The sequence below is a fragment of the Paraburkholderia sp. MM5477-R1 genome, from assembly GCF_050436385.1.
GTDB classification, from domain to species: domain Bacteria; phylum Pseudomonadota; class Gammaproteobacteria; order Burkholderiales; family Burkholderiaceae; genus Paraburkholderia; species Paraburkholderia tuberum.
In genome coordinates this window covers 886,983-908,720 of the sequence record NZ_JBNDMC010000003.1, presented here as the reverse complement: position 1 = coordinate 908,720, position 21,738 = coordinate 886,983, and the positions used below count along the sequence as shown (strand labels likewise).

Annotated in this window: 24 protein-coding genes; 18 read left to right on the top strand and 6 right to left on the bottom strand. The window is 63.7% G+C overall.

Going from position 1 to position 21,738, the window contains the following annotated elements; all coding sequences use genetic code 11:
- Positions 1 to 102 precede the first annotated feature (102 nt).
- From gshA to ptsP, 5 genes are all read left to right on the top strand, one after another.
- Positions 103 to 1,392 carry a glutamate--cysteine ligase gene (gene gshA, locus OKW35_RS07485; protein ID WP_018434736.1) on the top strand — a complete coding sequence of 430 codons (1,290 nt, stop codon included), beginning with the start codon at positions 103 to 105 and terminating at the stop codon, positions 1,390 to 1,392.
- A 103-nt stretch (positions 1,393 to 1,495) separates the two neighbouring features.
- Complete coding sequence (gene gshB, locus OKW35_RS07480; RefSeq protein ID WP_429551587.1) at positions 1,496 to 2,452, top strand: glutathione synthase; 957 nt, start codon at positions 1,496 to 1,498, stop codon at positions 2,450 to 2,452.
- A gap of 243 nt (positions 2,453 to 2,695) precedes the next feature.
- Positions 2,696 to 3,223: a PTS sugar transporter subunit IIA gene (locus tag OKW35_RS07475; RefSeq protein ID WP_429356540.1), complete on the top strand. Its 528-nt coding sequence runs from the start codon at positions 2,696 to 2,698 to the stop codon at positions 3,221 to 3,223.
- A 124-nt stretch (positions 3,224 to 3,347) separates the two neighbouring features.
- Positions 3,348 to 3,617 carry an HPr family phosphocarrier protein gene (locus OKW35_RS07470; RefSeq protein WP_018419292.1) on the top strand — a complete coding sequence of 90 codons (270 nt, stop codon included), beginning with the start codon at positions 3,348 to 3,350 and terminating at the stop codon, positions 3,615 to 3,617.
- A gap of 370 nt (positions 3,618 to 3,987) precedes the next feature.
- A complete protein-coding gene (gene ptsP / locus OKW35_RS07465) occupies positions 3,988 to 5,730 on the top strand; it encodes a phosphoenolpyruvate--protein phosphotransferase (protein WP_429551586.1) in 1,743 nt (580 codons plus the stop codon).
- 100 nt (positions 5,731 to 5,830) lie between these two features.
- Here the strand turns inward: ptsP and OKW35_RS07460 are convergent, their stop codons facing one another.
- From OKW35_RS07460 to gpmA, 3 genes are all read right to left on the bottom strand, one after another.
- Positions 5,831 to 6,589: a HesA/MoeB/ThiF family protein gene (locus OKW35_RS07460; protein ID WP_429551585.1), complete on the bottom strand. Its 759-nt coding sequence runs from the start codon at positions 6,587 to 6,589 to the stop codon at positions 5,831 to 5,833.
- Positions 6,590 to 6,824: 235 nt separating this feature from the next.
- Positions 6,825 to 8,402, bottom strand: coding sequence for a S41 family peptidase (locus OKW35_RS07455; protein ID WP_184062556.1), 1,578 nt, complete (start codon positions 8,400 to 8,402; stop codon positions 6,825 to 6,827).
- 355 nt (positions 8,403 to 8,757) lie between these two features.
- The gene (gpmA, locus tag OKW35_RS07450; RefSeq protein ID WP_429356543.1) at positions 8,758 to 9,504 is read right to left on the bottom strand and encodes a 2,3-diphosphoglycerate-dependent phosphoglycerate mutase; all 747 of its coding nucleotides are present in this window, start codon (positions 9,502 to 9,504) and stop codon (positions 8,758 to 8,760) included.
- Positions 9,505 to 9,641: 137 nt separating this feature from the next.
- On the opposite strand from gpmA, the gene OKW35_RS07445 reads away from it, so the two are divergent.
- The 5 genes from OKW35_RS07445 to OKW35_RS07425 all read left to right on the top strand — a co-directional run bounded on the left by OKW35_RS07445 (position 9,642) and on the right by OKW35_RS07425 (position 12,641).
- The gene (locus OKW35_RS07445) at positions 9,642 to 10,067 is read left to right on the top strand and encodes a rhodanese-like domain-containing protein (RefSeq protein ID WP_090802869.1); all 426 of its coding nucleotides are present in this window, start codon (positions 9,642 to 9,644) and stop codon (positions 10,065 to 10,067) included.
- Positions 10,064 to 10,324: a glutaredoxin 3 gene (gene grxC / locus OKW35_RS07440; protein ID WP_090802871.1), complete on the top strand. Its 261-nt coding sequence runs from the start codon at positions 10,064 to 10,066 to the stop codon at positions 10,322 to 10,324. Before OKW35_RS07445 ends, grxC begins: the two co-directional genes overlap by 4 nt.
- Before the next feature lie 147 nt (positions 10,325 to 10,471).
- Positions 10,472 to 10,948: a protein-export chaperone SecB gene (gene secB, locus OKW35_RS07435; protein WP_018419299.1), complete on the top strand. Its 477-nt coding sequence runs from the start codon at positions 10,472 to 10,474 to the stop codon at positions 10,946 to 10,948.
- A 22-nt stretch (positions 10,949 to 10,970) separates the two neighbouring features.
- Complete coding sequence (locus OKW35_RS07430) at positions 10,971 to 11,969, top strand: NAD(P)H-dependent glycerol-3-phosphate dehydrogenase (protein WP_184062550.1); 999 nt, start codon at positions 10,971 to 10,973, stop codon at positions 11,967 to 11,969.
- Positions 11,970 to 12,080: 111 nt separating this feature from the next.
- Complete coding sequence (locus OKW35_RS07425; RefSeq protein ID WP_429356545.1) at positions 12,081 to 12,641, top strand: O-acetyl-ADP-ribose deacetylase; 561 nt, start codon at positions 12,081 to 12,083, stop codon at positions 12,639 to 12,641.
- Here the strand turns inward: OKW35_RS07425 and trmL are convergent.
- The gene (gene trmL, locus OKW35_RS07420; protein ID WP_090802877.1) at positions 12,614 to 13,084 is read right to left on the bottom strand and encodes a tRNA (uridine(34)/cytosine(34)/5-carboxymethylaminomethyluridine(34)-2'-O)-methyltransferase TrmL; all 471 of its coding nucleotides are present in this window, start codon (positions 13,082 to 13,084) and stop codon (positions 12,614 to 12,616) included. The genes OKW35_RS07425 and trmL overlap by 28 nt on opposite strands.
- A gap of 18 nt (positions 13,085 to 13,102) precedes the next feature.
- On the bottom strand, positions 13,103 to 13,849 hold the full coding sequence (locus tag OKW35_RS07415; protein ID WP_409340024.1) for a phosphoribosyltransferase family protein: 747 nt from the start codon (positions 13,847 to 13,849) through the stop codon (positions 13,103 to 13,105).
- 121 nt (positions 13,850 to 13,970) lie between these two features.
- Between OKW35_RS07415 and OKW35_RS07410 the strand changes: the two genes are divergently transcribed.
- The 8 genes from OKW35_RS07410 (at position 13,971) to OKW35_RS07375 (ending at position 21,350) form a co-directional block, all read left to right on the top strand.
- Positions 13,971 to 14,936 carry a methyltransferase domain-containing protein gene (locus OKW35_RS07410; protein ID WP_184062544.1) on the top strand — a complete coding sequence of 322 codons (966 nt, stop codon included), beginning with the start codon at positions 13,971 to 13,973 and terminating at the stop codon, positions 14,934 to 14,936.
- Between the two features lie 395 nt (positions 14,937 to 15,331).
- Entirely contained in the window at positions 15,332 to 15,808 is a 477-nt protein-coding gene (locus OKW35_RS07405) for a DUF2244 domain-containing protein (RefSeq protein WP_184026596.1), read from the top strand.
- A gap of 64 nt (positions 15,809 to 15,872) precedes the next feature.
- On the top strand, positions 15,873 to 17,522 hold the full coding sequence (coxB, locus tag OKW35_RS07400; RefSeq protein WP_429551584.1) for a cytochrome c oxidase subunit II: 1,650 nt from the start codon (positions 15,873 to 15,875) through the stop codon (positions 17,520 to 17,522).
- A gap of 44 nt (positions 17,523 to 17,566) precedes the next feature.
- Positions 17,567 to 19,180 (top strand): cytochrome c oxidase subunit I, encoded by a 1,614-nt coding sequence (gene ctaD, locus OKW35_RS07395; RefSeq protein WP_184062540.1) that lies wholly within the window; start codon positions 17,567 to 17,569, stop codon positions 19,178 to 19,180.
- A gap of 109 nt (positions 19,181 to 19,289) precedes the next feature.
- On the top strand, positions 19,290 to 19,424 hold the full coding sequence (locus tag OKW35_RS07390) for a cytochrome oxidase small assembly protein (RefSeq protein WP_018419308.1): 135 nt from the start codon (positions 19,290 to 19,292) through the stop codon (positions 19,422 to 19,424).
- 42 nt (positions 19,425 to 19,466) lie between these two features.
- Positions 19,467 to 20,105 carry a cytochrome c oxidase assembly protein gene (locus tag OKW35_RS07385; protein ID WP_429356547.1) on the top strand — a complete coding sequence of 213 codons (639 nt, stop codon included), beginning with the start codon at positions 19,467 to 19,469 and terminating at the stop codon, positions 20,103 to 20,105.
- 50 nt (positions 20,106 to 20,155) lie between these two features.
- A complete protein-coding gene (locus OKW35_RS07380; RefSeq protein WP_184062536.1) occupies positions 20,156 to 20,365 on the top strand; it encodes a DUF2970 domain-containing protein in 210 nt (69 codons plus the stop codon).
- A gap of 127 nt (positions 20,366 to 20,492) precedes the next feature.
- On the top strand, positions 20,493 to 21,350 hold the full coding sequence (locus OKW35_RS07375; protein WP_184054018.1) for a cytochrome c oxidase subunit 3: 858 nt from the start codon (positions 20,493 to 20,495) through the stop codon (positions 21,348 to 21,350).
- Positions 21,351 to 21,509: 159 nt separating this feature from the next.
- Here OKW35_RS07375 and OKW35_RS07370 read toward each other — a convergent pair whose 3' ends face one another.
- Positions 21,510 to 21,719 (bottom strand): twin transmembrane helix small protein, encoded by a 210-nt coding sequence (locus OKW35_RS07370; protein ID WP_008921867.1) that lies wholly within the window; start codon positions 21,717 to 21,719, stop codon positions 21,510 to 21,512.
- Positions 21,720 to 21,738: the final 19 nt, after the last annotated feature.

Sequence of the window (21,738 nt, the reverse complement as noted above, 5' to 3'; positions counted from 1 at the left end):
ACAGGGAGAATGCATTCGAGTCTGCTTGCGAATGGAGAAACCGTCCCCAAATGGACAAAGCATTTGCTCTACAATCTTTTTTCTCCAGTCTGCGAGTGATCAATGGTTCCGCACCTAGTTACGGCGTTAAACGGCCCGCTGCTCGACCTCGAGCGGAAGATCCTCGACGCCACGCCCGCTATCGAACGCTGGTTCCGGCTCGAATGGCAGGAGCACACGCCACCGTTCTACTGTTCCGTCGATCTGCGTAACGCGGGCTTCAAGCTCGCGCCGGTCGACACCAATCTGTTTCCCGGCGCGTTCAACAATCTGCCGCAGGAAGTGCTGCCGCTCGCGGTGCAGGCCGCGATGGCCTCGATCGAAAAGATCTGCCCGGACGCGAAGAATCTGCTCGTCATTCCCGAGCGTCACACCCGCAATGCGTTCTACCTCGAGAACGTCGCCCGGCTTGCGTCGATCATGCGCCAGGCGGGTCTGAACGTACGCTTCGGCACGCTCGACGAAACCATCAACGGCCCGGTCACGATCGCGCTGTCGGACGGCCAGAAGCTGGTGCTCGAACCGCTCGAGCGCTCGCAGCGGCGCCTTGGTCTGAAGAACTTCGACCCGTGCTCGATCCTGCTGAACAACGATCTGTCCGGCGGTATTCCGCCCGTGCTCGAAAACCTGCACGAGCAGTACCTGCTGCCGCCGCTGCATGCGGGCTGGGCGGTGCGTCGCAAGTCGACGCATTTCTCGTGCTATGACGACGTCGCGAAGAAGTTCGCGAAGATGGTCGAGATCGATCCGTGGATGATCAATCCGTATTTCGCGCACGTCGAGGGCGTCGACTTCCAGCAGCGCACCGGCGAGGAAGCCCTTGCCGATGCGATCGACGGCGTGCTGAAGAAGATCGCGCGCAAGTATCGCGAGTACGGCATCTCCGAAAAACCGTATGTCGTGATCAAGTCCGATGCGGGCACCTACGGCATGGGCGTGATGACCGTGCACGACGCGTCGGAAGTCGCCGCGCTGACGAAGCGCGAACGCACGCGCATGGCCGCGACCAAAGACGGCCTCGAAGTGCACGACGTGATCGTGCAGGAAGGCGTCTACACGTTCGAGCGCATCGGCGAGGAAGTCGCCGAGCCGGTCGTCTACATGATCGACCGCTATGTGGTGGGCGGCTTCTATCGCGTGCACGGCAGCCGCGAGCGCGACCAGAACCTGAACGCGCCGGGCATGCACTTCGTGCCGCTCGGCTTCGAACACACGGCGCTGCCCGATGCGCACGCAAAGCCCGGCGCGGCGCCGCCGAACCGCTTCTATATGTATGGCGTCGTGGCGCGGCTCGGGTTGCTGGCCGCATCGGTCGAACTCGAAAAGACCGATCCTGAAGCGATCCAGGTCTAAGCCGCCTCGCGCGGCAGGATGGCGGCATGCGTGCCGCCATCGCCGTCTTCAAAGACTATATTGACGAACAATGTCACGCCCCTCAGGGCGCACCGGGACTTTCATGGACATTCTTTTCATCGCCGATCCGCTCAGCCATTTCAAGATCTACAAAGACACGACCTACGCGATGATGGCCGAAGCGGCGCGGCGCGGTCACACGGTGTACACCTGCGAGCCGAAGCATCTGGCGTGGACGGGCGGCGATGTCGAGGCGAACGTGCAGCGCATTGTGATCGTCGGCGACACCACGGATCTGCATCGTGATGTCTGGTTTGCCGCCGATGCCGCCACGCCGCGCGCGCTCGCGAGCTTCGGCGCGGTCGTGATGCGCAAGGACCCGCCGTTCGACATGGAATACGTGACGTCGACCTGGCTGCTCGAACTGGCCGAGCGTGGCGGCGCACGCATCTTCAACAAACCGCAGGCGATCCGCGATCATTCGGAGAAGCTCGCAATCGGCGAGTTCGCGCAGTTCGTCGCGCCGACGCTGGTCACTCGCGACCCGGCGCGTCTGCGCGCGTTCCACGAACAGCACGGCGACGTGATCGTGAAGCCGCTCGACGGCATGGGCGGCATGGGCGTATTCCGCGTGAAGGCGGACGGCATGAACCTCGGCTCGATCGTCGAAATGCTGAGCCACGACGGCGCGCGCTCGGTGATGGCGCAGAAATTCATCCCCGAGATCAAGGAAGGTGACAAGCGCATCCTGCTGATCGGCGGCGAAGCGGTGCCGTACTCGCTCGCGCGCATTCCTCAGGGAAATGAGGTGCGCGGCAATCTGGCGGCCGGCGGACTGGGCGTCGCGCGGCCGCTCAGCGAGCAGGATCGCAAGATCGCCGATACGCTCGCGCCGGTGCTGGCGGCGCGCGGCCTGCTGCTGGTCGGACTCGATGCGATCGGCGACTGGCTCACCGAAGTCAACGTCACGAGCCCGACGTGTTTCCGCGAGATCATGGACCAGACCGGCTTCGACGTCGCCGCGATGTTCGTCGACGCGCTGGAGCGCGCGGTCGGCTGACGCGTGGCGCTCGCGTGGCGCGCCGACGCAGCGGCCTTGATTGCCCGGCTGCACCCCCAATCTGTGTAGTAAATCCCCATCAGGCGTGGCGTCGGGATTGGCGCGAAAATGAGGCTGCTACAATGCCCGCTCGCCCGACGATGCATTCCCGCCCTCGCGACCCACGGCCGGTCCGGGGCGATGGCGAACCGGGCTCGAGTCCCGGTCCACGGTTTGGGGCCGTTCTTTTGCAGTAAGGCTGACATGGCAGGCATTCTGATCATTGCGCACGCTCCATTCGCCACCGCGTTGCGCGATTGCATTTCCCACATCTATGGCGGTTTGCCGGCGCGTATCGGCGTGATCGACGTGTCGCCGGATTGCGATCCTGCGCAGGTCGTCGCGTTCGCGAATTCGGAAGTCGTGCGGCTGAAGGAAGAGAACGGCGCGCTCGTGCTGACCGACATGTTCGGCGCGACGCCGGCCAACATCGCGGGCCGGCTCGCCACCGTGCCGGACGTGCGTGTGCTGTGCGGCGTCAATCTGCCGATGCTGGTGCGCGCGGTCTGCTATCGCGCGACGCCGCTCGACACGCTCGTCGACAAGGCGCTCGCCGGCGCGACCAAGGGCGTGCACGCGATCGGACCGGCGATGCCGACACCGGTCACGCCGCCAGCGTGCGCTGCCGAGTGCCTGCCGGCGCTGCCGCCTGACGCGGCGGCCGCCGACTGTGTTCCCGCTTTGCCGGCCGACGCCGATCTGACGCAAAAAACGGACGCGACCGGCCTGTAAGCCGGGCTGGTTCGCAGGCAAGCTTCGACGGATTCAAGCGGTTTCACAACGGTGCCGATCGCATTGAAGCCGCTTTGCAGTAACACTTTTCATCATTTCATTCACCCGCGCTTCGGACCATCACATGCTGCAACAGGAAACGACAATTGTGAACAAGCTGGGGCTGCACGCGCGCGCGTCGGCCAAGTTGACGCAACTCGCGGGCAACTACCAGGCGGAAATCTGGATGAGCCGCAATGGCCGTCGTATCAACGCGAAGAGCATCATGGGCGTGATGATGCTGGCCGCGGGCATCGGCAGTACCGTGCTGATCGAAACGGAAGGCACCGACGAACAGGACGCGATGGACGCGCTCTTGAAACTGATCGCCGATAAATTTGGCGAAGGTCAATAAAGCCGCGCGCTTTGCGTTCGACAAACCCGAAAATGCCGCGGCTCAGTCCGCGGTTTTTTTTCGCCGCCGGCATCTGAATATCAGAAGAGGCGCGCCGTTAATCGACATTAAAGGGATCTAGAAGCGGCGCGAAAGCCATCGGGAAGAGTGCGTAAGACGACATGCGTTTTCAATGTTTAAACCATATGTTTTGCGCGACGTGTATAAAGCGAAGCTTCGCCGGGTACGAGGGCACCTCATTGCGATAATCCGTGCTGCGCTGCACACACCGCCGACACACTTCAAAAAGGCGCGGAATTTATAATGCCCAGTACAGTCTGAGAGCATTGCAGCGGTTTGCCGCGGCATTACACAACTAGAGGAGGTGCGCGTGTCATTCACGCTGCATGGAATTCCCGTGTCACGCGGTATCGCCATCGGGCGGGCCTATCTGATCGCCCCGGCAGCACTCGACGTAGACCACTATCTGATCGAACCGCCCCAGATCGAAGGGGAGGTCGGGCGTTTTCGCGCGGCTCAGCAACGCGTGCATGAAGAACTCAACGTATTGCGCGCCGATCTTGCCGCGGATGCCCCGAGCGAAATGGGCGCGTTCATCGACGTTCACACGATGATCCTGAACGACGTCATGCTCGTTCAGGAAACCATCGACCTGATCCGCACGCGCCGCTACAACGTGGAATGGGCGCTGACCGAGCAGCTCGAAAGACTGTCGCGCCATTTCGACACTATCGAAGACGAATACCTGCGCGAGCGCAAGGCCGATATCGAGCAGGTCGTCGAGCGCGTGCTGAAGGCGCTCGCGGGCGCGCCGGGCATCGTCGGCAACGTGCATGGCGCTTGCGACGAGATGATCGTGGTCGCGCACGACATCGCGCCGGCCGACATGATGCAGTTCAAGACGCAGACGTTCCAGGGCTTCGTCACCGATCTGGGCGGACGCACGTCGCACACCGCGATCGTCGCGCGCAGCCTCGGCATTCCGGCCGCGGTCGGCGTGCAGCATGCGAGCGCGCTGATCCGCCAGGACGATCTGATCATCGTCGATGGCGACCACGGCATCGTGATCGTCGATCCCGCGCCGATCGTGCTCGAGGAATACTCGTACCGGCAAAGCGAGAAGGAGCTCGAGCAGCGCAAGCTGCAACGGCTCAAGTTCTCGCCGACGCAAACGCTGTGCGGCACGCGCATCGAACTGTGCGCGAACATCGAGTTGCCGGACGACGCGCGCGCGGCGGTCGAATCGGGCGCGACCGGCGTGGGTCTGTTCCGCACCGAGTTTCTGTTCATGAATCACAAGCACCGGATGCCCGAAGAGGAGGCGCAGTTCAGCGCGTATCGTCGCGCGGTCGAACTGATGAACGGCTTGCCGGTCACGATCCGCACGATCGACGTCGGCGCCGACAAGCCGCTCGATTCGATGGGCGGCGACGGCTACGAGACCGCCGCGAATCCGGCGCTCGGTTTGCGCGCGATTCGCTGGAGCCTGTCCGAGCCGCAGATGTTCCTCACGCAGTTGCGCGCGATCCTGCGCGCGTCGGCGTTCGGCAGGGTGAAGATCCTGATCCCGATGCTCGCGCACGCGCAGGAAATCGACCAGACGCTCGATCTGATCCGCGAAGCGAAGCGTCAACTCGACGACGCGGGTATCGCTTACGATCCGAACGTGCAGGTGGGCGCGATGATCGAGATCCCGGCCGCCGCGATCGCGTTGCCGCTGTTTCTGAAGCGGCTCGATTTCCTGTCGATCGGCACCAACGATCTGATTCAGTACACGCTCGCGATCGATCGCGCGGACAACGCGGTCGCGCATCTGTACGACCCGCTGCATCCGGCCGTGCTGCATCTGATCGCGTTCACGCTGCGCGAGGCGAAGCGCGCGGGCGTGCCCGTGTCGGTGTGCGGTGAGATGGCGGGCGATCCGACGTTGACGCGTCTGCTGCTCGGCATGGGTCTGACCGAGTTTTCGATGCATCCGAGCCAACTCCTCGAGGTCAAGCAGGAGGTGTTGCGCTCGCATCTGAAGACGCTCGAAAAGCCCGTTGCCGACGTGCTGGCTTCGTTCGAGCCGGAGGAGGTGCAAGCGGCGCTCAAGCGGGTCGCGCTGGTTTGAATCTGACGCGCATCGTCGTGCCTCGTTGAACGAAAAAACGCCGCACATGTGCGGCGTTCTGCTATTTCGGCGTCACGCGAACGGGCAGTGCAGAACCGCCTCAAGACCCGTGCGCGTGGCCGCACACCGGACAATCCGGCTGACGTCCGATGCGCATCGTGTTCCATTCCATCCGCAGCGAATCGAGCATCGTCAGGCGGCCCACGAGCGGCGTGCCGATTGCGCCGATCACCTTCAGCGCTTCGGCAGCCTGCATCGAACCGATGATGCCGACCGTCGGCGCGAACACGCCCATCGTCGAGCATGCGACTTCTTCGAACGGCTGGTCTTCGGGAAACACGCACGCGTAGCACGGCGACGCTTCATCGCGGAAATCGAAAGTGCTGATCTGGCCGTCGAAGCGCAGCGCCGCGCCCGACACGAGCGGCACGCGATGCTTGACGCACGCGCGGTTGATCGCGTGACGCGTCGCGAAGTTGTCGGTGCAATCGAGCACGACACTCGCGTGCGGCACCTCGCGGTCGAGCCACGCATCGTCGACGCGCTCGGCCACCGCGTTGACGACGACCTCGGGATTGATCCGCGCGAGCGTGTCGCGCCCGGACTCGACCTTCCTACGTCCAACCGACGCGCTCACGTGCAGGATCTGTCGTTGTAGATTAGTCAGGTCGACGGTATCGGCATCGACGAGCGTCAGACGGCCGACGCCCGCCGCCGCGAGATACAGCGCGGCTGGCGAACCGAGCCCGCCCGCGCCGACGATGATCGCGTGGGCGTCGATAAAACGCTGCTGCGCCTCGATGCCGATTTCATCGACGAGGATGTGGCGGGAGTAGCGAAGGAGTTGATCGTCATTCATGGCGGGGCGCGTGGGGTGTGTCGCTATGTCGCTGTGTCGCGCAAGGAGAGGCAGGCCGAGGGGCCGCGGCGCGCATTCGTGGCTGTTATTTTAATCGCGCGGGGAGGGTGGCGGTTGCGGCTTGCCGTGATGCGCCACCGGTTAGGCGGCGGCTTTTGCTGAAACTGTTGCGGCGTGTCTTCGCAGACTATCGTGCTGCGAAGACACGCGCGGGGTTCGCTGCCTGTTGGTCAGCTTACTTGCCAGCGGGAGCCGGTGCCGAAGCCGGCGCCGGTCCCGATGCGCCCGGCACCGGTTGCGTCGGCTTCACCGCGACCGGCGCGGAGGCCGACGTGCCCGGCTTGTTCTGCGCGAGACGGCGTTCCATCAACGACTTCGATTCCTGAACCGGCTTGCCTTCGAGTTTGTCGACCGCCTGTTGCAGCATGAAGTCGTCGGCCGAACCGAACTCGACCGGCTTGCGTTCGCGCTCCTTCTGGCGCTGTTCCGGCGTCTTCTTGTCGTTCTGCTCTTCGAGCTGACGCAGTTGCTCCATGCGCTCCTGCTCGCGCTGCTCCGCTTCCTTCTTCTCGTTCGGGTCCTGCGTGTTCGCGAGGTGATTCGAGTAGTCGACTTCGCGGGTCACGAGCGCGTCGTCCGGATCGCCGTCCGCGTATTGGTCGACCGGAAGGTCGGGGCGGATGCCCTTGTTCTGGATCGAACGGCCGCTCGGCGTGTAGTAATACGCGGTGGTCAGGCGCAGTGCGGTGTCGGCCGTCAGGGGGCGCACGGTTTGCACCGAACCCTTGCCGAACGTGGTCTTGCCGAGAATCAGCGCGCGGTGCTGATCCTGCAGTGCGCCCGCGACGATTTCCGACGCCGACGCCGAGTACGCGTTGGTCAGCACGATCATCGGCACGGTCTTGAAGATGGCCGGGACGTCCTTGAGCGGATCGCTGTCGAACGATTGCAGACGGTAGTTATCGTAGGTGTCGCGATAGATCTGCTTCGAATCCGGAATCTGACCGTTGGTCGACACCACCACCGAATTCGGCGGCAGGAACGCGCCCGCGACGCCAACCGCGCTTTGCAGCAGACCGCCGCCGTTGTTGCGCAGGTCGAGGATGAGGCCCTTCAGGTTCGGCTCCTGGCGCGCGAGATCCTGCAGCTTGGCCGCGAGGTCGGGCGTGGTGCGTTCCTGGAAGCTCGTGATGCGCACGTACGCGAAGCCCGGCGCGACGATCTTGCCCTTCACCGACTGCACCTTGATGATCGCCCGCGTGACGGTGAGCGGGAACGTGCGGTCGTCGGTCTTGCGGAAGATGGTCAGCGTGACCTTGGTGCCCGGGTCGCCGCGCATCTGCTTGACCGCCTGGTCGAGCGTCATGCCGCGCACGGGCTTGTCGTTGATGCGCGTGATCAGGTCGCCAGGACGGATGCCGGCGCGGAACGCGGGCGTGTCTTCGATTGGCGAAATTACCTTGATCAGGCCGTCTTCCGACGAAATTTCGATGCCGAGGCCCGCGAAGCGGCCCTTGGTCTGCTCCTGCAGCTCTTCGTAGTCGGTCTTGTCGAGGTACGACGAGTGCGGGTCGAGGCTGGACACCATGCCCTTGATCGCGGCGGTGAGCAGCTTCTTGTCGTCGACCGGTTCGACGTATTCGTGCTTGATCTGCCCGAACACTTCGGCGAAAAGCCTGAGCTGGTCTAGCGGCAGCGGGGCGACCGCAGCGCTAGCGGGTTGCTGGGCCGAGGCGGAGTATTGCAGGGTGGCAAAGACACCGGTAGCAAGGCCCGCGGCAATCAGGCCGATATTTTTCAGGTTCTTTCGCATAGAGTCTGTTGCGGTCGGAAGCGCGTGGCAGCGTCGATAAAGATTGGACGGACAAGTATAACTGCACACCCGCCTGCTCAGGGCGCGGTGCAGGCAATCGTGCTTCGACAGTACGGGAAGGTCCTGGTTCTTGCGACCCGAGCCGCGGATGGCGAGCCGTACGACATGGCACTCGGCGGGTCGGAACTGAGCGTTGCCGCGCAAGGCCAGCGGATGCGCTCGCCGCTACGGTGAACCCTGCAGCGGGCCTCTGAATCTGCCCGCCGGGCGCAATACAGAATTTCTTGTCGGCCCGGTTGTCTGCGTGCGGCCCCGCGCGTTTTCGTGGCGTGGGGCCGCGCCCGGAAATGCCGGATCAGCCCGCCTTGCCCTGGCTCGCGACCGCGGCTTGCGCCTTGGCGATCGCGTCCTGGTCGCCGAGATAGTAGTGCTTGATCGGCTTCAGGTTCTCGTCGAGTTCATAGACGAGCGGCACGCCGTTCGGGATGTTGAGGCCGACGATGTCGCTGTCCGAGATGTTGTCGAGATACTTGACCAGCGCGCGGATCGAGTTGCCGTGCGCGGCGATCAGGATGCTGCGCCCCGACTTGATGGCCGGCGCAATCGACTCGTTCCACAGCGGCAACACGCGCGCGACCGTGTCTTTCAGGCACTCGGTCAGCGGCAGCTGCTCGCGCGGCACCCTGGCGTAGCGCGGATCGGTGTACGGCGCGCGCTCGTCGGTGGGCTCGAGCGCGGGCGGCGGCGTGTCGTAGCTGCGGCGCCAGACCAGCACCTGCTCGTCGCCGAACTTCGCGGCGGTTTCGGCCTTGTTCAGACCCGACAGCGCGCCGTAGTGGCGTTCGTTCAGGCGCCACGAATGCACGACGGGCAGGTACATCAGATCCATCTGGTCCTGCACATGCCACAGCGTGCGGATCGCGCGCTTGAGCACCGACGTGTAGGCGATGTCGAACGTATAGCCCGATTCCTTGAGCAGCCCGCCCGCCTGCTGCGCCTCGAGGTTGCCCTGCTCGGTGAGGTCGACGTCGACCCAGCCGGTGAAGCGGTTTTCCTTGTTCCAAGTCGATTCGCCGTGGCGGATGAGAACGAGTTTGTACATGAGAGTTGCCGGTCGGTAGTGAGGAAGCGGTCTCGCTCTGTGCGGCGCCTCGGGCGGCGCATCGCCATCGCGTCGAACGGTTATTTTATAATGCTCGGGTTGACCTTTTCGATTTCTCTCTTTCCGGCGGATCTTCCGTGAAGTTTTTCACCGAATACACAAACCTTGTCCTGATCGCAATCGTCCTTATCTCTGGTGGGTTGCTGCTGTGGCCGACCATCAGTCGGCGTGGACGTGGCGGCCTGTCGGCCGCTGAAGCCACCCAACTGATCAACCGGCGCAACGCGGCGGTCATCGATCTGCGGCCGTCCGCCGATTACGCCAAGGGGCACCTGCCCTTGGCACGGCATTTCGAATTCGCAGAGTTGCAGGCGAAAGTCACGCAACTCGCGAAGAACAAGAGCAACCCGGTGCTGCTGGTGTGCCAGACCGGCCAGCAGTCGAACAAGGCCGCGCGTATCGTGCAGGAAGCGGGATACGCGGAAGTCCATGTTCTCGAGGGCGGCGTCGACGCCTGGCAGAAAGCCGGTATGCCGGTTGTGAAACAAGGAGCAGCCAAGTGAACAAAGTGATCATGTACAGCACCCAGGTGTGCCCGTATTGCCAGATGGCCGAACGTCTTTTAAAGTCGCGCGGCGTCGAGCACGTTGAGAAAGTACTGATCGACAAGGACCCGGGCCGTCGTGAGGAGATGATGACCCGGACCGGTCGTCGCACGGTGCCGCAGGTGTTCATCGGCGAGACGCATGTGGGCGGCTATGATGACCTTTCCGCGCTCGATCGCGCGGGCGGTCTGACGCCGCTGCTCGAAGCAGCCTGAGTTCGCGCGTTTCGCGCCGCGCGAACGGGCGGACCACTCGATAAGCCGGCGCACGCGCTCCTCGTGGAGCCGGCGAGCCGGCGCAATAATCTGGCGGCCCATGCGTGCATCGGCCGCCGCCACGCACACCTATCAGGAATCACCATCATGTCCGACGAGAATAACCAGCCGTTCTTCAACATCCAGCGCATCTATCTGAAGGACATGTCGCTCGAGCAGCCGAATTCGCCGGGTATCTTCCTCGAGCAGGAAATGCCGTCGGTCGAAGTCGAAGTCGACGTGAAGGCCGAGCGCCTCGCCGAATCCGTGTTCGAAATTCTCGTGACGGGCACGGTCACGGCCAAGGTGTCGGACAAGGTCGCGTTCCTGATCGAAGCGAAACAGGCCGGCATTTTTGACATTCGCAACATTCCTGCCGAGCAGATCGATCCGCTCGTCGGCATTGCCTGCCCGACCATCCTGTTCCCGTACCTGCGCTCGAACATCGCCGATGCGATCACCCGCGCCGGCTTCCCGCCGATCCACCTCGCCGAGATCAACTTCCAGGCGCTGTACGAGCAGCGTCTCGCCCAGATGAGCGCGGCCCAGCAGGACGGCGCGGCGCAAAAAGGCGTCACGCATTAAGGCGCCGCGCGCAGTGCCGGCTATGAAAGTCGCCGTTCTCGGCGCTGGCGCCTGGGGCACCGCCCTCGCCGGCCATCTGGCCTTAAGGCACGACACGGTATTGTGGGCGCGCGAGTCCGCGCTCATCGCCGAGCTTTCCACTTCGCATGAAAACGCCCGCTATCTGGCGGGCGTCGCGTTGCCGCCCGCGCTTCGCTTTGAAGCGGATCTCGGAGTGGCGCTCGATCACGCGCTCGACGACGATGCGCTGTGCGTGGTCGCGACGCCCGTGGCTGGCCTGCGCGGCCTGTTGCGCGCGATGCGCGATGCGGGCAAGGTGCCCGCGCATATCGTGTGGCTGTGCAAGGGGTTCGAAGCGGATTCGCAGTTGTTGCCGCATCAGGCGGTCGCGGCGGAATTGCCCGAGCATGCGAGCAACGGCGTGTTGTCCGGACCGAGCTTCGCGCGCGAAGTCGGGCAGGGGCTGCCGGTTGCGTTGACGATCGCGAGCCCGTCGGCGGCGTGCCGCGAACGCACGGTCGCGGCGTTCCATCACGGCGCGATGCGCATCTATACCGGCGACGACGTCGTCGGCGTCGAAGTGGGCGGCGCGGTGAAAAACGTGCTCGCCATCGCCACGGGCATCGCCGATGGCCTCGGCCTCGGCCTCAATGCACGCGCGGCGCTGATCACCCGCGGCCTCGCCGAAATGTCGCGCCTTGGCGTGACGCTCGGTGGGCGCGCGGAAACCTTTACCGGGTTGACCGGCCTCGGTGATCTGATTCTGACTGCTACCGGCGATCTGTCGCGCAACCGCACCGTGGGCCTGCAACTCGCCACGGGCCGCACGCTCGACGACATCCTCGGCGGTCTCGGTCACGTGGCCGAAGGCGTGCGCTGCGCGCAGGCGGTACTCTCGATCGCACGTGCTCATGCAATCGAAATGCCGATCACGCAGGCGGTCTGCGCGGTGCTGTTCGACGGCGTGGCGCCGCGCGATGCGGTTAGCGCGCTGCTGCGGCGCGATTCGAAGGCGGAATAAAGCCTTTTTTATCAGCCGTTTAGCGGAAATTCGCGTTGAACGGCTGCCTCGCCTGGTTATCCACTTCGGGTTGTCCACTTCGTGAGCGAGACTCGGGTCAGCGAGGTTCCCATGCCCACCTTCAATCTCAGTCTTGGCACGTGCACGCTCGAAGCGCGCGTGGTCGATATCACGACGCTCGCCGTCGATGCGATCGTCAATGCCGCGAATACTTCGCTGCTCGGTGGCGGCGGTGTGGATGGCGCGATTCATCGCGCGGCCGGCAAGGAGTTGCTGCGCGAATGCGAAACGCTCGGCGGCTGCGCGACCGGCGACGCCAAAATCACCGCCGGCTATCGTCTGCCCGCGAAGCATGTTATTCACGCGGTCGGTCCAGTGTGGCGTGGCGGCGCGCATGGCGAAGCCGACCTGCTCGCATCGTGCTATCAGCGCTCACTCGAAGTCGCGCGCGAAACTCAGTGCACGAGCATCGCGTTTCCAGCGATCAGCTGCGGTATCTACCGTTTCCCCGCCGACGATGCGGTCAGCATCGCGGTCGCGACCGTACTCGACACGTTGCCGCGCACACCACACATGAAGCACGTGACGTTCGCGTGCTTCGACGACGCGATGTTCGCACGCTACGAGGCCGAGCTCGAACGCCGTCAGGCGCCGCCTTCGAAGCCGGCCTGACGCCACGCTTCGAACACCACGATCGCCACCGTATTCGACAGATTCAGACTGCGATTGCCGGGACGCATCGGCAGACGCACGCGCTGTTCGTTCGCAAAGCGCTCGAGCACCGTGCCGGGCAGGCCGCGCGTTTCGGCGCCGAACACGAACCAGTCGCCCGGTTGAAACGCGTGGTCGTGAAAGCGCCCCGAGCCGCGCGTCGTAAATGCGAACATGCGCGACGCGTCGGGCGTTTCTTTCGCGATGAACGCGTCCCAATCGGCATGCACGTTCATTTCCGCGTACTCGTGATAGTCGAGGCCGGCGCGCCGCATCTTGGTGTCGTCGAGAGGGAAGCCGAGCGGCTCGATCAGGTGCAGCCGGGCGCCGGTGTTCGCGCACAGGCGAATCACGTTGCCGGTGTTGGGCGGAATTTCGGGTTCTACGAGAACGACGTTGAACATAAGAAGACCACGTAAAAGCTAGTTTTTCGGAGTGCGCAGCGCGACGAAGTTCGTAACCCGCCGCGCGCCGGCGGCCTTCAGCGTATGGGCGAGCGCTTCGAGCGTCGCGCCGCTCGTCATGACATCGTCGACGATGCCGACGTGCAGGCCGCGCACTGGGCGCGCGACGCGAAACGCGCGGCCGACGTTCTGCCGGCGCGCATCGAGATCGAGGCGCGATTGCGGCGCGGTGTCGAGCGTTCGTTCGAGCAGCGTGGGGTCGCCGCGCACGCCGAGCGCCCGGGCGAGCGGCCGCGCGATCTGCCAGGCCTGGTTGTAGCCGCGCTCGACCAGACGGCGACCGGCGAGCGGCACTGGCGCGATCACGTCGGGCCGCTCGGCCGCGTCGTGCCAATTGGCTTCAGCGAGCCGCGCGAGGCGTTGCGCGAAGTCTCGCGCGAGCATCAGCCGGGCGCGGAACTTCAGGCCGACCGCGAGCGTATCGAGCGGCGCGCGATAGTCGGCGAGCGCGAAGCTCGCGTCGAACGGCGGCGGCTCGGCCACGCAATCCGCGCAGCGATACCGTGCCTGAGCGACCCAGCGTGACGCCGGCAACGGCACCGCGCAAACGGTGCAGCGCAGCCGGCTCTCGTTCCAGTAGGCCGCGTCGCAACCGTCGCACAACGTCTTATGCGACAAATTGCCGCACAACGCGCACAGGTTCGGCAGCGCGGCGTTCAAGGCCCGCGGCCATGCCGAATGCAGACCGCGCGCAAAACGCGCCACCTGATTTCGACACGACGAAGAAAATGACTGGAATCGCACGAGTGAGCGCCGGTGAAAGCCGTTCTCGCTGAATGGAGGGGAACGACCGAGTATACTTCGAGCTCACGCCAGCACGACACACATGTCCCCAACATCCGCTCAATCTGGCCGTCCGGCCTACGATTCACGGCGCCTCAGGCGTATTTTCGACCGTCGCGCTGCCACCTTCGACGAGGTTGCGTTCCTGCCGCGAGAGATTGCGCAGCGCATGCGCGAGCGTCTCGATTACATCAAGGTGGCGCCCTCGAGCGTGCTCGACGCCGGTTGCGGCGCGGGCGAAGACCTCCCCGCATTGCGCGAACGCTTTCCCGAGGCGCCGGTGTTCGGCGCTGATCTGTCGCACGGCATGCTCCGCCGCGCGCTGCGTCACGATGCCGGCGACACCAGTTGGCGGCGCTTTCTTCCCGCCTCGCTCGGCAAGGCGCTCGGCGCGCGTGGCCCGCGCTTCGCGCAAACCGATTTCTCCGCGCTGCCGTTCACGTCCGGCGCATTCGAATTCATCTGGTCCAACCTCGCGCTGCACTGGCACTCGCGGCCCGATCTGGTCTTTCCCGAATGGCAGCGCGTGCTGAAGGTCAACGGCCTGCTAATGTTCAGCACGCTCGGCCCCGATACGCTGAAGGAGTTGCGCGGTGCCTACGCCGAGATCGAGGCCGCGCACGGCGTCGGGTCTCGCAAGCATGTGATCGACTTCGTCGACATGCACGACCTCGGCGACATGCTCGTCGAGGCCGGCTTCGAGATTCCGGTGATGGACCAGGAGACACTGACGATCACCTATAAGTCGCCCGAGTCGCTGCTCGCGGACGTGCGTCGCTGGGGCGCGTACCCGTTCGAGCGCGATGCGCATGACGGCGTGCTCACGCGTCGGTTGCACAAAGCCCTGCTCGCCGCGCTCGAAGCGCGCCGGCGCGCCGACGGCACGATCGCGCTGACCTTCGAGGTGATCTACGGCCACGCATGGAAAGCCGTGCCGCGCACCACGGCGGAAGGACATGGCATCGTGCGGCTCGAGGACATCGGACGAGGTCCGGGCAAGCGTGGATAGCAGATTGCGGTGCTGTCATCAACTGCTTGCCGACGGTGCGGTCGACGTGTTGCAAAAGCGGTAAAGAGGACATCCGTTATGCCTGGGATTTGCCCTTCAAAAGAGCCGCAAAATGCTGGGCAAAATGGCGCGAAGGCTTGTCGCGCCTGGCTTGTGGGCCGATTGGGGCTTGCTTGTCGATGCTATGGATCACGCCTATAATGCGTCAGTTTGTCACCCGAGGTTCCCACATTTGGGGTGGCAAGCCCGAGGCGCGGGGCTGCAAAATGAAGTGATGCGGTAGGGGTTGGCGCGCTCGCGAGTGATGCTGGAAACAGTGACTCGAACGGCGGCCGCGAGATGCATCCGGAAGTAAAAGAAGGCAGGCCGGACTCGACGATTCGCAGGAGGCAGCGATGGGCGCATCAGATCATCTGCTGGCGGATTCAGAACCGGTCCTCAGGGACTGGACCATGAAGCGCAACTGTTCGATATCGCCGCGGCAGTTCGTCTGTCTGTACGTGTCGCTTGCGTTGTTTTCGTTGGCAATTGCATTCATGCTGGTTCTGGTCGGCGCCTGGCTGGTGTTGCCGTTCACCGGAATCGAATTGCTGGCCGTAGGTATCGCGTTTGCAATATATGCGCGTCATGCTGTCGATTACGAGCGCATCCGGTTGTTTCCGAACCGGCTCGTGATCGAGCAGGTCAGCGCCGAGCAGATTACGCAATTCGAATTCAATCCGCGCTGGGTGCGGATAGAGCCGGGCGCAACGCCGCGCGATCAGATCAAGCTGGTCTCGCGCGGGCAGACGATCATGATCGGGCAACACCTCGCGCAGAATCGGCGCGCGCAGTTCGCAGGCGAACTACGTATGTGGCTGGCACGTTGTTAGATGGTGCCGGACGCGCGGCGTTCAAGGGGGCGCGACACGCTGCCAGCGGGGTCGAGGGGTTTGAATGGAAAATTTGGGTAAGGAAGCTATGAAAACAATCAAGCGAGCGCTCATGAGCGTGCTGGCGACGAGCGGACTGCTTTTCGCCGGTGCCGCCCTGGCAGTGGGCGATGCTCCGGGCGGCCCTGCCGTCAACGCGATCAATCTCCAGCCGCCTGCAACGAGAATCGCTGAGGAGCTGTTCAGCCTCCACATGTTCATGCTGGGACTGTGCACCGTGATCTTCATCGGTGTGTTCGGCGTGATGTTCTATTCGATCTTCGCGCACCGCAAATCGAAAGGCCACAACGCAGCCAATTTCCACGAAAGCACCACCGTCGAAATCATCTGGACAATCGTGCCGTTCGTCATCGTCGTGCTGATGGCGCTGCCCGCCACCAAGGCCGTCGTCGCGATGAAGGACACCTCGAACGCCGACCTCACGATCAAGGTCACCGGCTACCAGTGGAAGTGGGGCTACGACTACGTGAAGGGTCCGGGCGAGGGCATCGGCTTCCTGTCCACGCTCGCCACGCCGCGCGCGCAAACCGAGGGCCGTGAGCCGATCTCCACGCTGTATCTGCAGGAAGTCGACAACCCGCTCGTGGTGCCGGTCGACAAGAAAATCCGCATCATCACCACCGCGAACGACGTGGTCCACTCCTGGTACGTGCCGGCCTTCGGCGTCAAGCAGGACGCGATTCCCGGCTTCGTGCGCGACACGTGGTTCAAGGCCAACCGCACCGGTACGTTCCGCGGCTTCTGTACCGAACTGTGCGGCAAGGAACACGCGTTCATGCCGGTCGTCGTCGAGGTGCTGTCTGCCGACGACTACGCGAAGTGGGTCGACGAGGAGAAGAAGAAAATGGCCGCCGGCCAGGACGATCCGAACAAGACCTACACGATGGCCGAGCTGATGGAACGCGGCGGCAAGGTCTACGCGTCGAACTGCGCGGTCTGCCACCAGCCGACCGGCAAGGGCGCGGGCGCATTCCCGGCGCTCGACGGCAGCAAGATCGCCAACGGTCCGATCGGGCAGCACGTGAGTCTCGTGTTGAAGGGCAAGAACGCGATGCCTTCGTGGGCGCCGACGCTGGACGACGTCGAAATCGCCGCGGTGATCACGTACGAACGTAACTCGTGGGGCAACCACACGGGCGACATCCTGCAGCCGAAGCAGGTCGCCGACGCGCGCAACGGCAAGCTGCCGGAAGGCGGCGATCATCTGGCCAACGCCGGTGCTGCCGCGAGCGGCGCCGTTGCGGCATCGGGCGCGCAAGCAGCGTCGGGCGCAGAAGCGGCGTCCGCATCGGCCGCATCGGGCAACGAGGCTGGCGCGGCGGCTTCGAACACAGAGGCCGCGCTGCCGGCGAGCATCTACTTCGAGACCGGCAAGAGCACGCTGCCGGCCGACGCGAAAGCGGCGGTCGACGCGGCCGCGGCCTACGCGAAGGCGCATCCGGACGCGAAATTCACGCTGTCGGGCTTCACCGACGCAACCGGCTCCGCCGACGTCAACGCGAAGCTCGCGAAGAGTCGTGCCGAAGCCGTTCGCGACGCGCTGAAAGCATCCGGCATTGCCGACGATCATATTATTTTGAAGAAGCCGGAAACGATCACCGGCGGCACCGACGCGAAGGAAGCCCGGCGCGTTCAGATCAGCCCGGCAGCCTGACGTGTTCATGGTCAGCACCGCAGAATTCGCTTTAGGAGATTGTCATGTCTAGCATCGGACACGATGTAGTCGCGGGCCACGAGCACGTGCACGGCGACCATGCCCACGAAACGCCGCATGGCTGGCGTCGTTGGCTGTTCGCAACCAACCACAAGGACATCGGTACGCTGTATCTGATCTTCTCGTTCACCATGTTCCTGTCCGGGGGCGTGATGGCGCTGATGATCCGTGCCGAGCTGTTCGAGCCGGGTCTGCAGATCATGCGTCCCGAGTTCTTCAACCAGTTGACCACCATGCACGGGCTGATCATGGTGTTCGGCGCGATCATGCCGGCGTTCGTCGGCTTCGCGAACTGGATGGTGCCGCTGCAGATCGGCGCATCGGACATGGCTTTCGCGCGGATGAACAACTTCAGCTTCTGGCTGCTGCCGGTCGCCGCTGTGCTGCTGGTCGGCTCGTTCTTCGCACCGGGCGGCGCGACCGCCGCGGGCTGGACGCTGTACACGCCGCTCTCCACGCAGATGGGTCCAGGCATGGACTTCGCGATTTTCGCGCTCCACCTGATGGGTGCGTCGTCGATCATGGGCGGTATCAACATCGTCGTGACGATCCTGAACATGCGCGCGCCGGGCCTCACGCTGATGAAGATGCCGATGTTCGTCTGGACCTGGCTGATCACCGCGTACCTGCTGATCGCCGTGATGCCAGTTCTGGCGGGCGCGATCACGATGGTGCTGTTCGACCGTCACTTCGGCACGTCGTTCTTCAATGCGGCAGGCGGCGGCGACCCGGTCATGTACCAGCACATCTTCTGGTTCTTCGGGCACCCCGAGGTGTACATCATGATCTTGCCGGCGTTCGGGATCGTCTCGCAGGTGATCCCGGCGTTCTCGCGCAAGCCGCTGTTCGGCTATAGCTCGATGGTGTACGCAACGGCATCGATCGCGATCCTGTCGTTCATGGTCTGGGCGCACCACATGTTCGTGACCGGCATGCCGGTCACGGGGCAGCTGTTCTTCATGTACGCGACGATGCTGATCGCGGTGCCGACCGGCGTGAAGGTGTTCAACTGGGTCGCGACGATGTGGCGCGGTTCGCTGTCGTTCGAAACGCCGATGCTGTTCGCGGTCGGCTTCCTGATCGTGTTCACGTTCGGTGGCCTGTCGGGTCTGATGCTCGCCATGGCGCCGCTCGACATCCAGTATCACGGCACTTATTTCGTGGTCGCGCACTTCCACTACGTGCTGGTGGCGGGGTCGCTGTTCGCGCTGTTCGCCGGCTGGTACTACTGGTCGCCGAAGTGGACCGGCTGGATGTACAACGAAACGCGCGGCAAGATCCACTTCTGGGCGTCGATGTTCTTCTTCAACCTCGCGTTCCTGCCGATGCACTTCGTCGGTCTCGCTGGCATGCCGCGTCGTTATGCCGACTACCCGGCGCAGTTCACCGACTGGAACCAGGTGATCTCGATCGGCGCGTTCGGCTTTGGTCTGTCACAGGTGTACTTCCTGTTCGCGGTGGCGCTGCCGGCCTACCGTGGCGGTGGTGAGCTCGTCGAGGCGGGCGACAAGCCGTGGGACGGCGCAACGGGCCTCGAGTGGACCGTGCCGAGCCCGGCTCCGTTCCACACGTTCGAGCATCCGCCGACCGTCGAGTAAGCCTATCCCGGCGAGGTGCCGGGTTCCGGCGGCGCGACATGCCGCCACCGGACTCCGGCGCTTCGCGCGGCGGCCTCGCCAGTCAAGAACCGTACTCGGAAAGTCGAGCATGACGCGCAATCCACAGGAAAGACGTACGCCGGAGCAGATTCGCGCGGGCAACAGGCGGATAGGGTTGGTGATGTTCGCGATCGCCGCGGTGTTTTTCGCGAGCGCGATTCTGAAGCAGTGCTGGTTCAGCTAACGCCGCATTCGCAGTCCGTATGCAGGTTTGTTGAGGATTCAGATGTCGACGCAACCGCCGGCCGAGGCCGACCGCTCTTTCAACCGTTCGATGCTGATCAAGCTGTTCGTCGTCGCGTTGATGATGTTCGGTTTCGGTTTCGCGCTGGTGCCGATGTATCGCGCGATCTGCCAGATCACCGGCGTGAACAACCTCGTGCAGCGCGACGTTTCAGCGCGCGAGGCGAAGAATACGCAGGTCGACATGAGCCGCACGATTTCGATCGAATTCGATGCGAACGCGCGGGGCCTGTTGGGTTTCAAGCCGGAGCAGCGCAGTCTCGACGTGCATCCGGGCGAAATAACGACGGTCATGTACGACGTCAGCAACAAGCAGTCGCGCACTATCCGTGCGCAGGCCATTCCGAGCTACGCGCCGAAGCAGGCGACCGAGTACTTCAGGAAGATCGAGTGTTTCTGCTTCACGCAGCAGACGTTGAACGCGAACGAGACGAAGCGGATGCCGGTGGTGTTCGTCGTCGACCCGAAGTTGCCGAAGGACGTGAAGACGATCACGCTGTCGTACACGTTTTTCGAGTTGAACACGCCGGCGGCGGCTAGCGCGGATGATGCGGCGCCGAAGGCGAATGCAGTGAACGATGCAGTGACCAGCGCGGCAGCCACTCCCGCGAAGCCGGCCTGAAGCAGATTTGACGGCGCGAGCCGCGGACGAACGAAGGAAAACGAAGCGAGATGAACGATAACGGCGGCAGTCCGCGCAAGAGCAGTTTCGGTCAATCGATGCGCGCGGTGTTCTGGTCGTTTTTCGGCGTGCGCAAGCGCCGCGATCTCGAGGCGGACGCGACGCAACTGAACCCGCTGCATGTGATCGTGGCGGCGCTGATCGGCGCGGCGGTTCTGATCGGGGTGCTGATTCTGGTCGTGCACCTCGTGGTCGGTTGAGGCAGTAGCAGGGCACAGCACAGCAGAGAAGAGCCCACGAATTAGAGAGAAGCGGTGCGGTATCGACGCGCCGCCGAAGATACAGCCGGAGATTCCGGAACAACTGGACTGAAGTGGAGAATCAAGAATGAGCGGTCAAAACGAGAGCCCGTACTATTTCGTACCGCATCCGTCGCGGCATCCGATCAGCGCCGCTACGGGGTTGCTGGTCATGCTCGGATCGCTTGCGGCCTGGATCAACGACCATACCTGGGCGCCGCTTGGCGTGCTCATCGGTCTGCTGTGGCTGCTCTTTACGCTGTGGCATTGGTTCGGCGACGCGATCGCCGAGTCGGAAGGCGGCATGTACGGCAAGAACGTCGACCGGTCGTACCGCTGGAGCATGAGCTGGTTCATATTCTCCGAAGTGATGTTCTTCGGCGCATTCTTCGGCGCGCTGTTCTATGCCCGCGAAATCGCGCTGCATCAACTCGGCAGCCTCGACTACAAACTGATCTGGCCGGATTTCACGGCGGTGTGGCCGAACAACGGCCCGGCCGAACTCGTGGGCACCTACAAGTCGATGCAGCCGTGGCCGGTGCCGACCATCAACACGGCGCTGCTGCTGTCGTCGGGTGCGACGCTGACGGTGTCGCACCATGCGCTGCGCGACAACCATCGCAAGAAGGCGATTGCGTGGCTCGCGGCGACAATCGTGCTGGGCGTGAGCTTCCTGTTCCTGCAGGGCTTCGAATACTTCCACGCGTACAACGAGCTGAACCTGACGCTGGCTTCGGGCATCTACGGTTCGACGTTCTTCCTGCTGACTGGCTTCCACGGCTTTCACGTGTTCCTCGGCGGCACGATGCTCTCCGTTGTGCTGGTGCGCCTGATTCGCGGCCACTTCACGCCGGAACATCACTTCGCGTTCGAAGGCGCGGCCTGGTACTGGCACTTCGTCGACGTCGTGTGGCTCGGGCTGTACGTCGTCGTGTACTGGCTGTAATGCGGCCAGATCCGTGCGCGCAACGCCGTTCAGGCGGCGCGCACGAGCAGTATGCAAGGCTGAATGCAGCGCCGCCCTCGACCTCTCAGGGCGGCGTTTTGTTTGGCGGCGAGGAAAATTTGCCGCTGAAGGGATGCGGCGGCGACCTATCCGCGAGCGTCAGCGCCCGTACGGAATCCCAGTCGACTGAATCCAGCCCATCCAGTGTGCGAACAGGATGAACAGGAACAGCGAGATCGACAGGCCCACCCGCGTGGCGAGTGACCAGACCATCCGCTTGGTCTTGCCTTTGTCGTGCATCATGAAATACAGCGCCGACACCATGCTGGCGATGATGAGAGCAAAGGCGATGGGAACGATAATGTGCATGGAACCAACTGAAACCGGA

What these genes read in the sequence shown, in the direction of transcription:
- gshA (WP_018434736.1), top strand. Translation starts at nt 103, where the DNA reads ATGGTTCCGCACCTAGTTACGGCGTTAAACGGCCCGCTGCTCGACCTC.
- gshB (WP_429551587.1), top strand. Translation starts at nt 1,496, where the DNA reads ATGGACATTCTTTTCATCGCCGATCCGCTCAGCCATTTCAAGATCTAC.
- OKW35_RS07475 (WP_429356540.1), top strand. Translation starts at nt 2,696, where the DNA reads ATGGCAGGCATTCTGATCATTGCGCACGCTCCATTCGCCACCGCGTTG.
- OKW35_RS07470 (WP_018419292.1), top strand. Translation starts at nt 3,348, where the DNA reads ATGCTGCAACAGGAAACGACAATTGTGAACAAGCTGGGGCTGCACGCG.
- OKW35_RS07460 (WP_429551585.1), bottom strand. Translation starts at nt 6,589, where the DNA reads ATGAATGACGATCAACTCCTTCGCTACTCCCGCCACATCCTCGTCGAT.
- OKW35_RS07455 (WP_184062556.1), bottom strand. Translation starts at nt 8,402, where the DNA reads ATGCGAAAGAACCTGAAAAATATCGGCCTGATTGCCGCGGGCCTTGCT.
- gpmA (WP_429356543.1), bottom strand. Translation starts at nt 9,504, where the DNA reads ATGTACAAACTCGTTCTCATCCGCCACGGCGAATCGACTTGGAACAAG.
- secB (WP_018419299.1), top strand. Translation starts at nt 10,472, where the DNA reads ATGTCCGACGAGAATAACCAGCCGTTCTTCAACATCCAGCGCATCTAT.
- OKW35_RS07430 (WP_184062550.1), top strand. Translation starts at nt 10,971, where the DNA reads ATGAAAGTCGCCGTTCTCGGCGCTGGCGCCTGGGGCACCGCCCTCGCC.
- OKW35_RS07425 (WP_429356545.1), top strand. Translation starts at nt 12,081, where the DNA reads ATGCCCACCTTCAATCTCAGTCTTGGCACGTGCACGCTCGAAGCGCGC.
- trmL (WP_090802877.1), bottom strand. Translation starts at nt 13,084, where the DNA reads ATGTTCAACGTCGTTCTCGTAGAACCCGAAATTCCGCCCAACACCGGC.
- OKW35_RS07410 (WP_184062544.1), top strand. Translation starts at nt 13,971, where the DNA reads ATGTCCCCAACATCCGCTCAATCTGGCCGTCCGGCCTACGATTCACGG.
- OKW35_RS07405 (WP_184026596.1), top strand. Translation starts at nt 15,332, where the DNA reads ATGGGCGCATCAGATCATCTGCTGGCGGATTCAGAACCGGTCCTCAGG.
- coxB (WP_429551584.1), top strand. Translation starts at nt 15,873, where the DNA reads ATGGAAAATTTGGGTAAGGAAGCTATGAAAACAATCAAGCGAGCGCTC.
- ctaD (WP_184062540.1), top strand. Translation starts at nt 17,567, where the DNA reads ATGTCTAGCATCGGACACGATGTAGTCGCGGGCCACGAGCACGTGCAC.
- OKW35_RS07390 (WP_018419308.1), top strand. Translation starts at nt 19,290, where the DNA reads ATGACGCGCAATCCACAGGAAAGACGTACGCCGGAGCAGATTCGCGCG.
- OKW35_RS07385 (WP_429356547.1), top strand. Translation starts at nt 19,467, where the DNA reads ATGTCGACGCAACCGCCGGCCGAGGCCGACCGCTCTTTCAACCGTTCG.
- OKW35_RS07380 (WP_184062536.1), top strand. Translation starts at nt 20,156, where the DNA reads ATGAACGATAACGGCGGCAGTCCGCGCAAGAGCAGTTTCGGTCAATCG.
- OKW35_RS07375 (WP_184054018.1), top strand. Translation starts at nt 20,493, where the DNA reads ATGAGCGGTCAAAACGAGAGCCCGTACTATTTCGTACCGCATCCGTCG.
- OKW35_RS07370 (WP_008921867.1), bottom strand. Translation starts at nt 21,719, where the DNA reads ATGCACATTATCGTTCCCATCGCCTTTGCTCTCATCATCGCCAGCATG.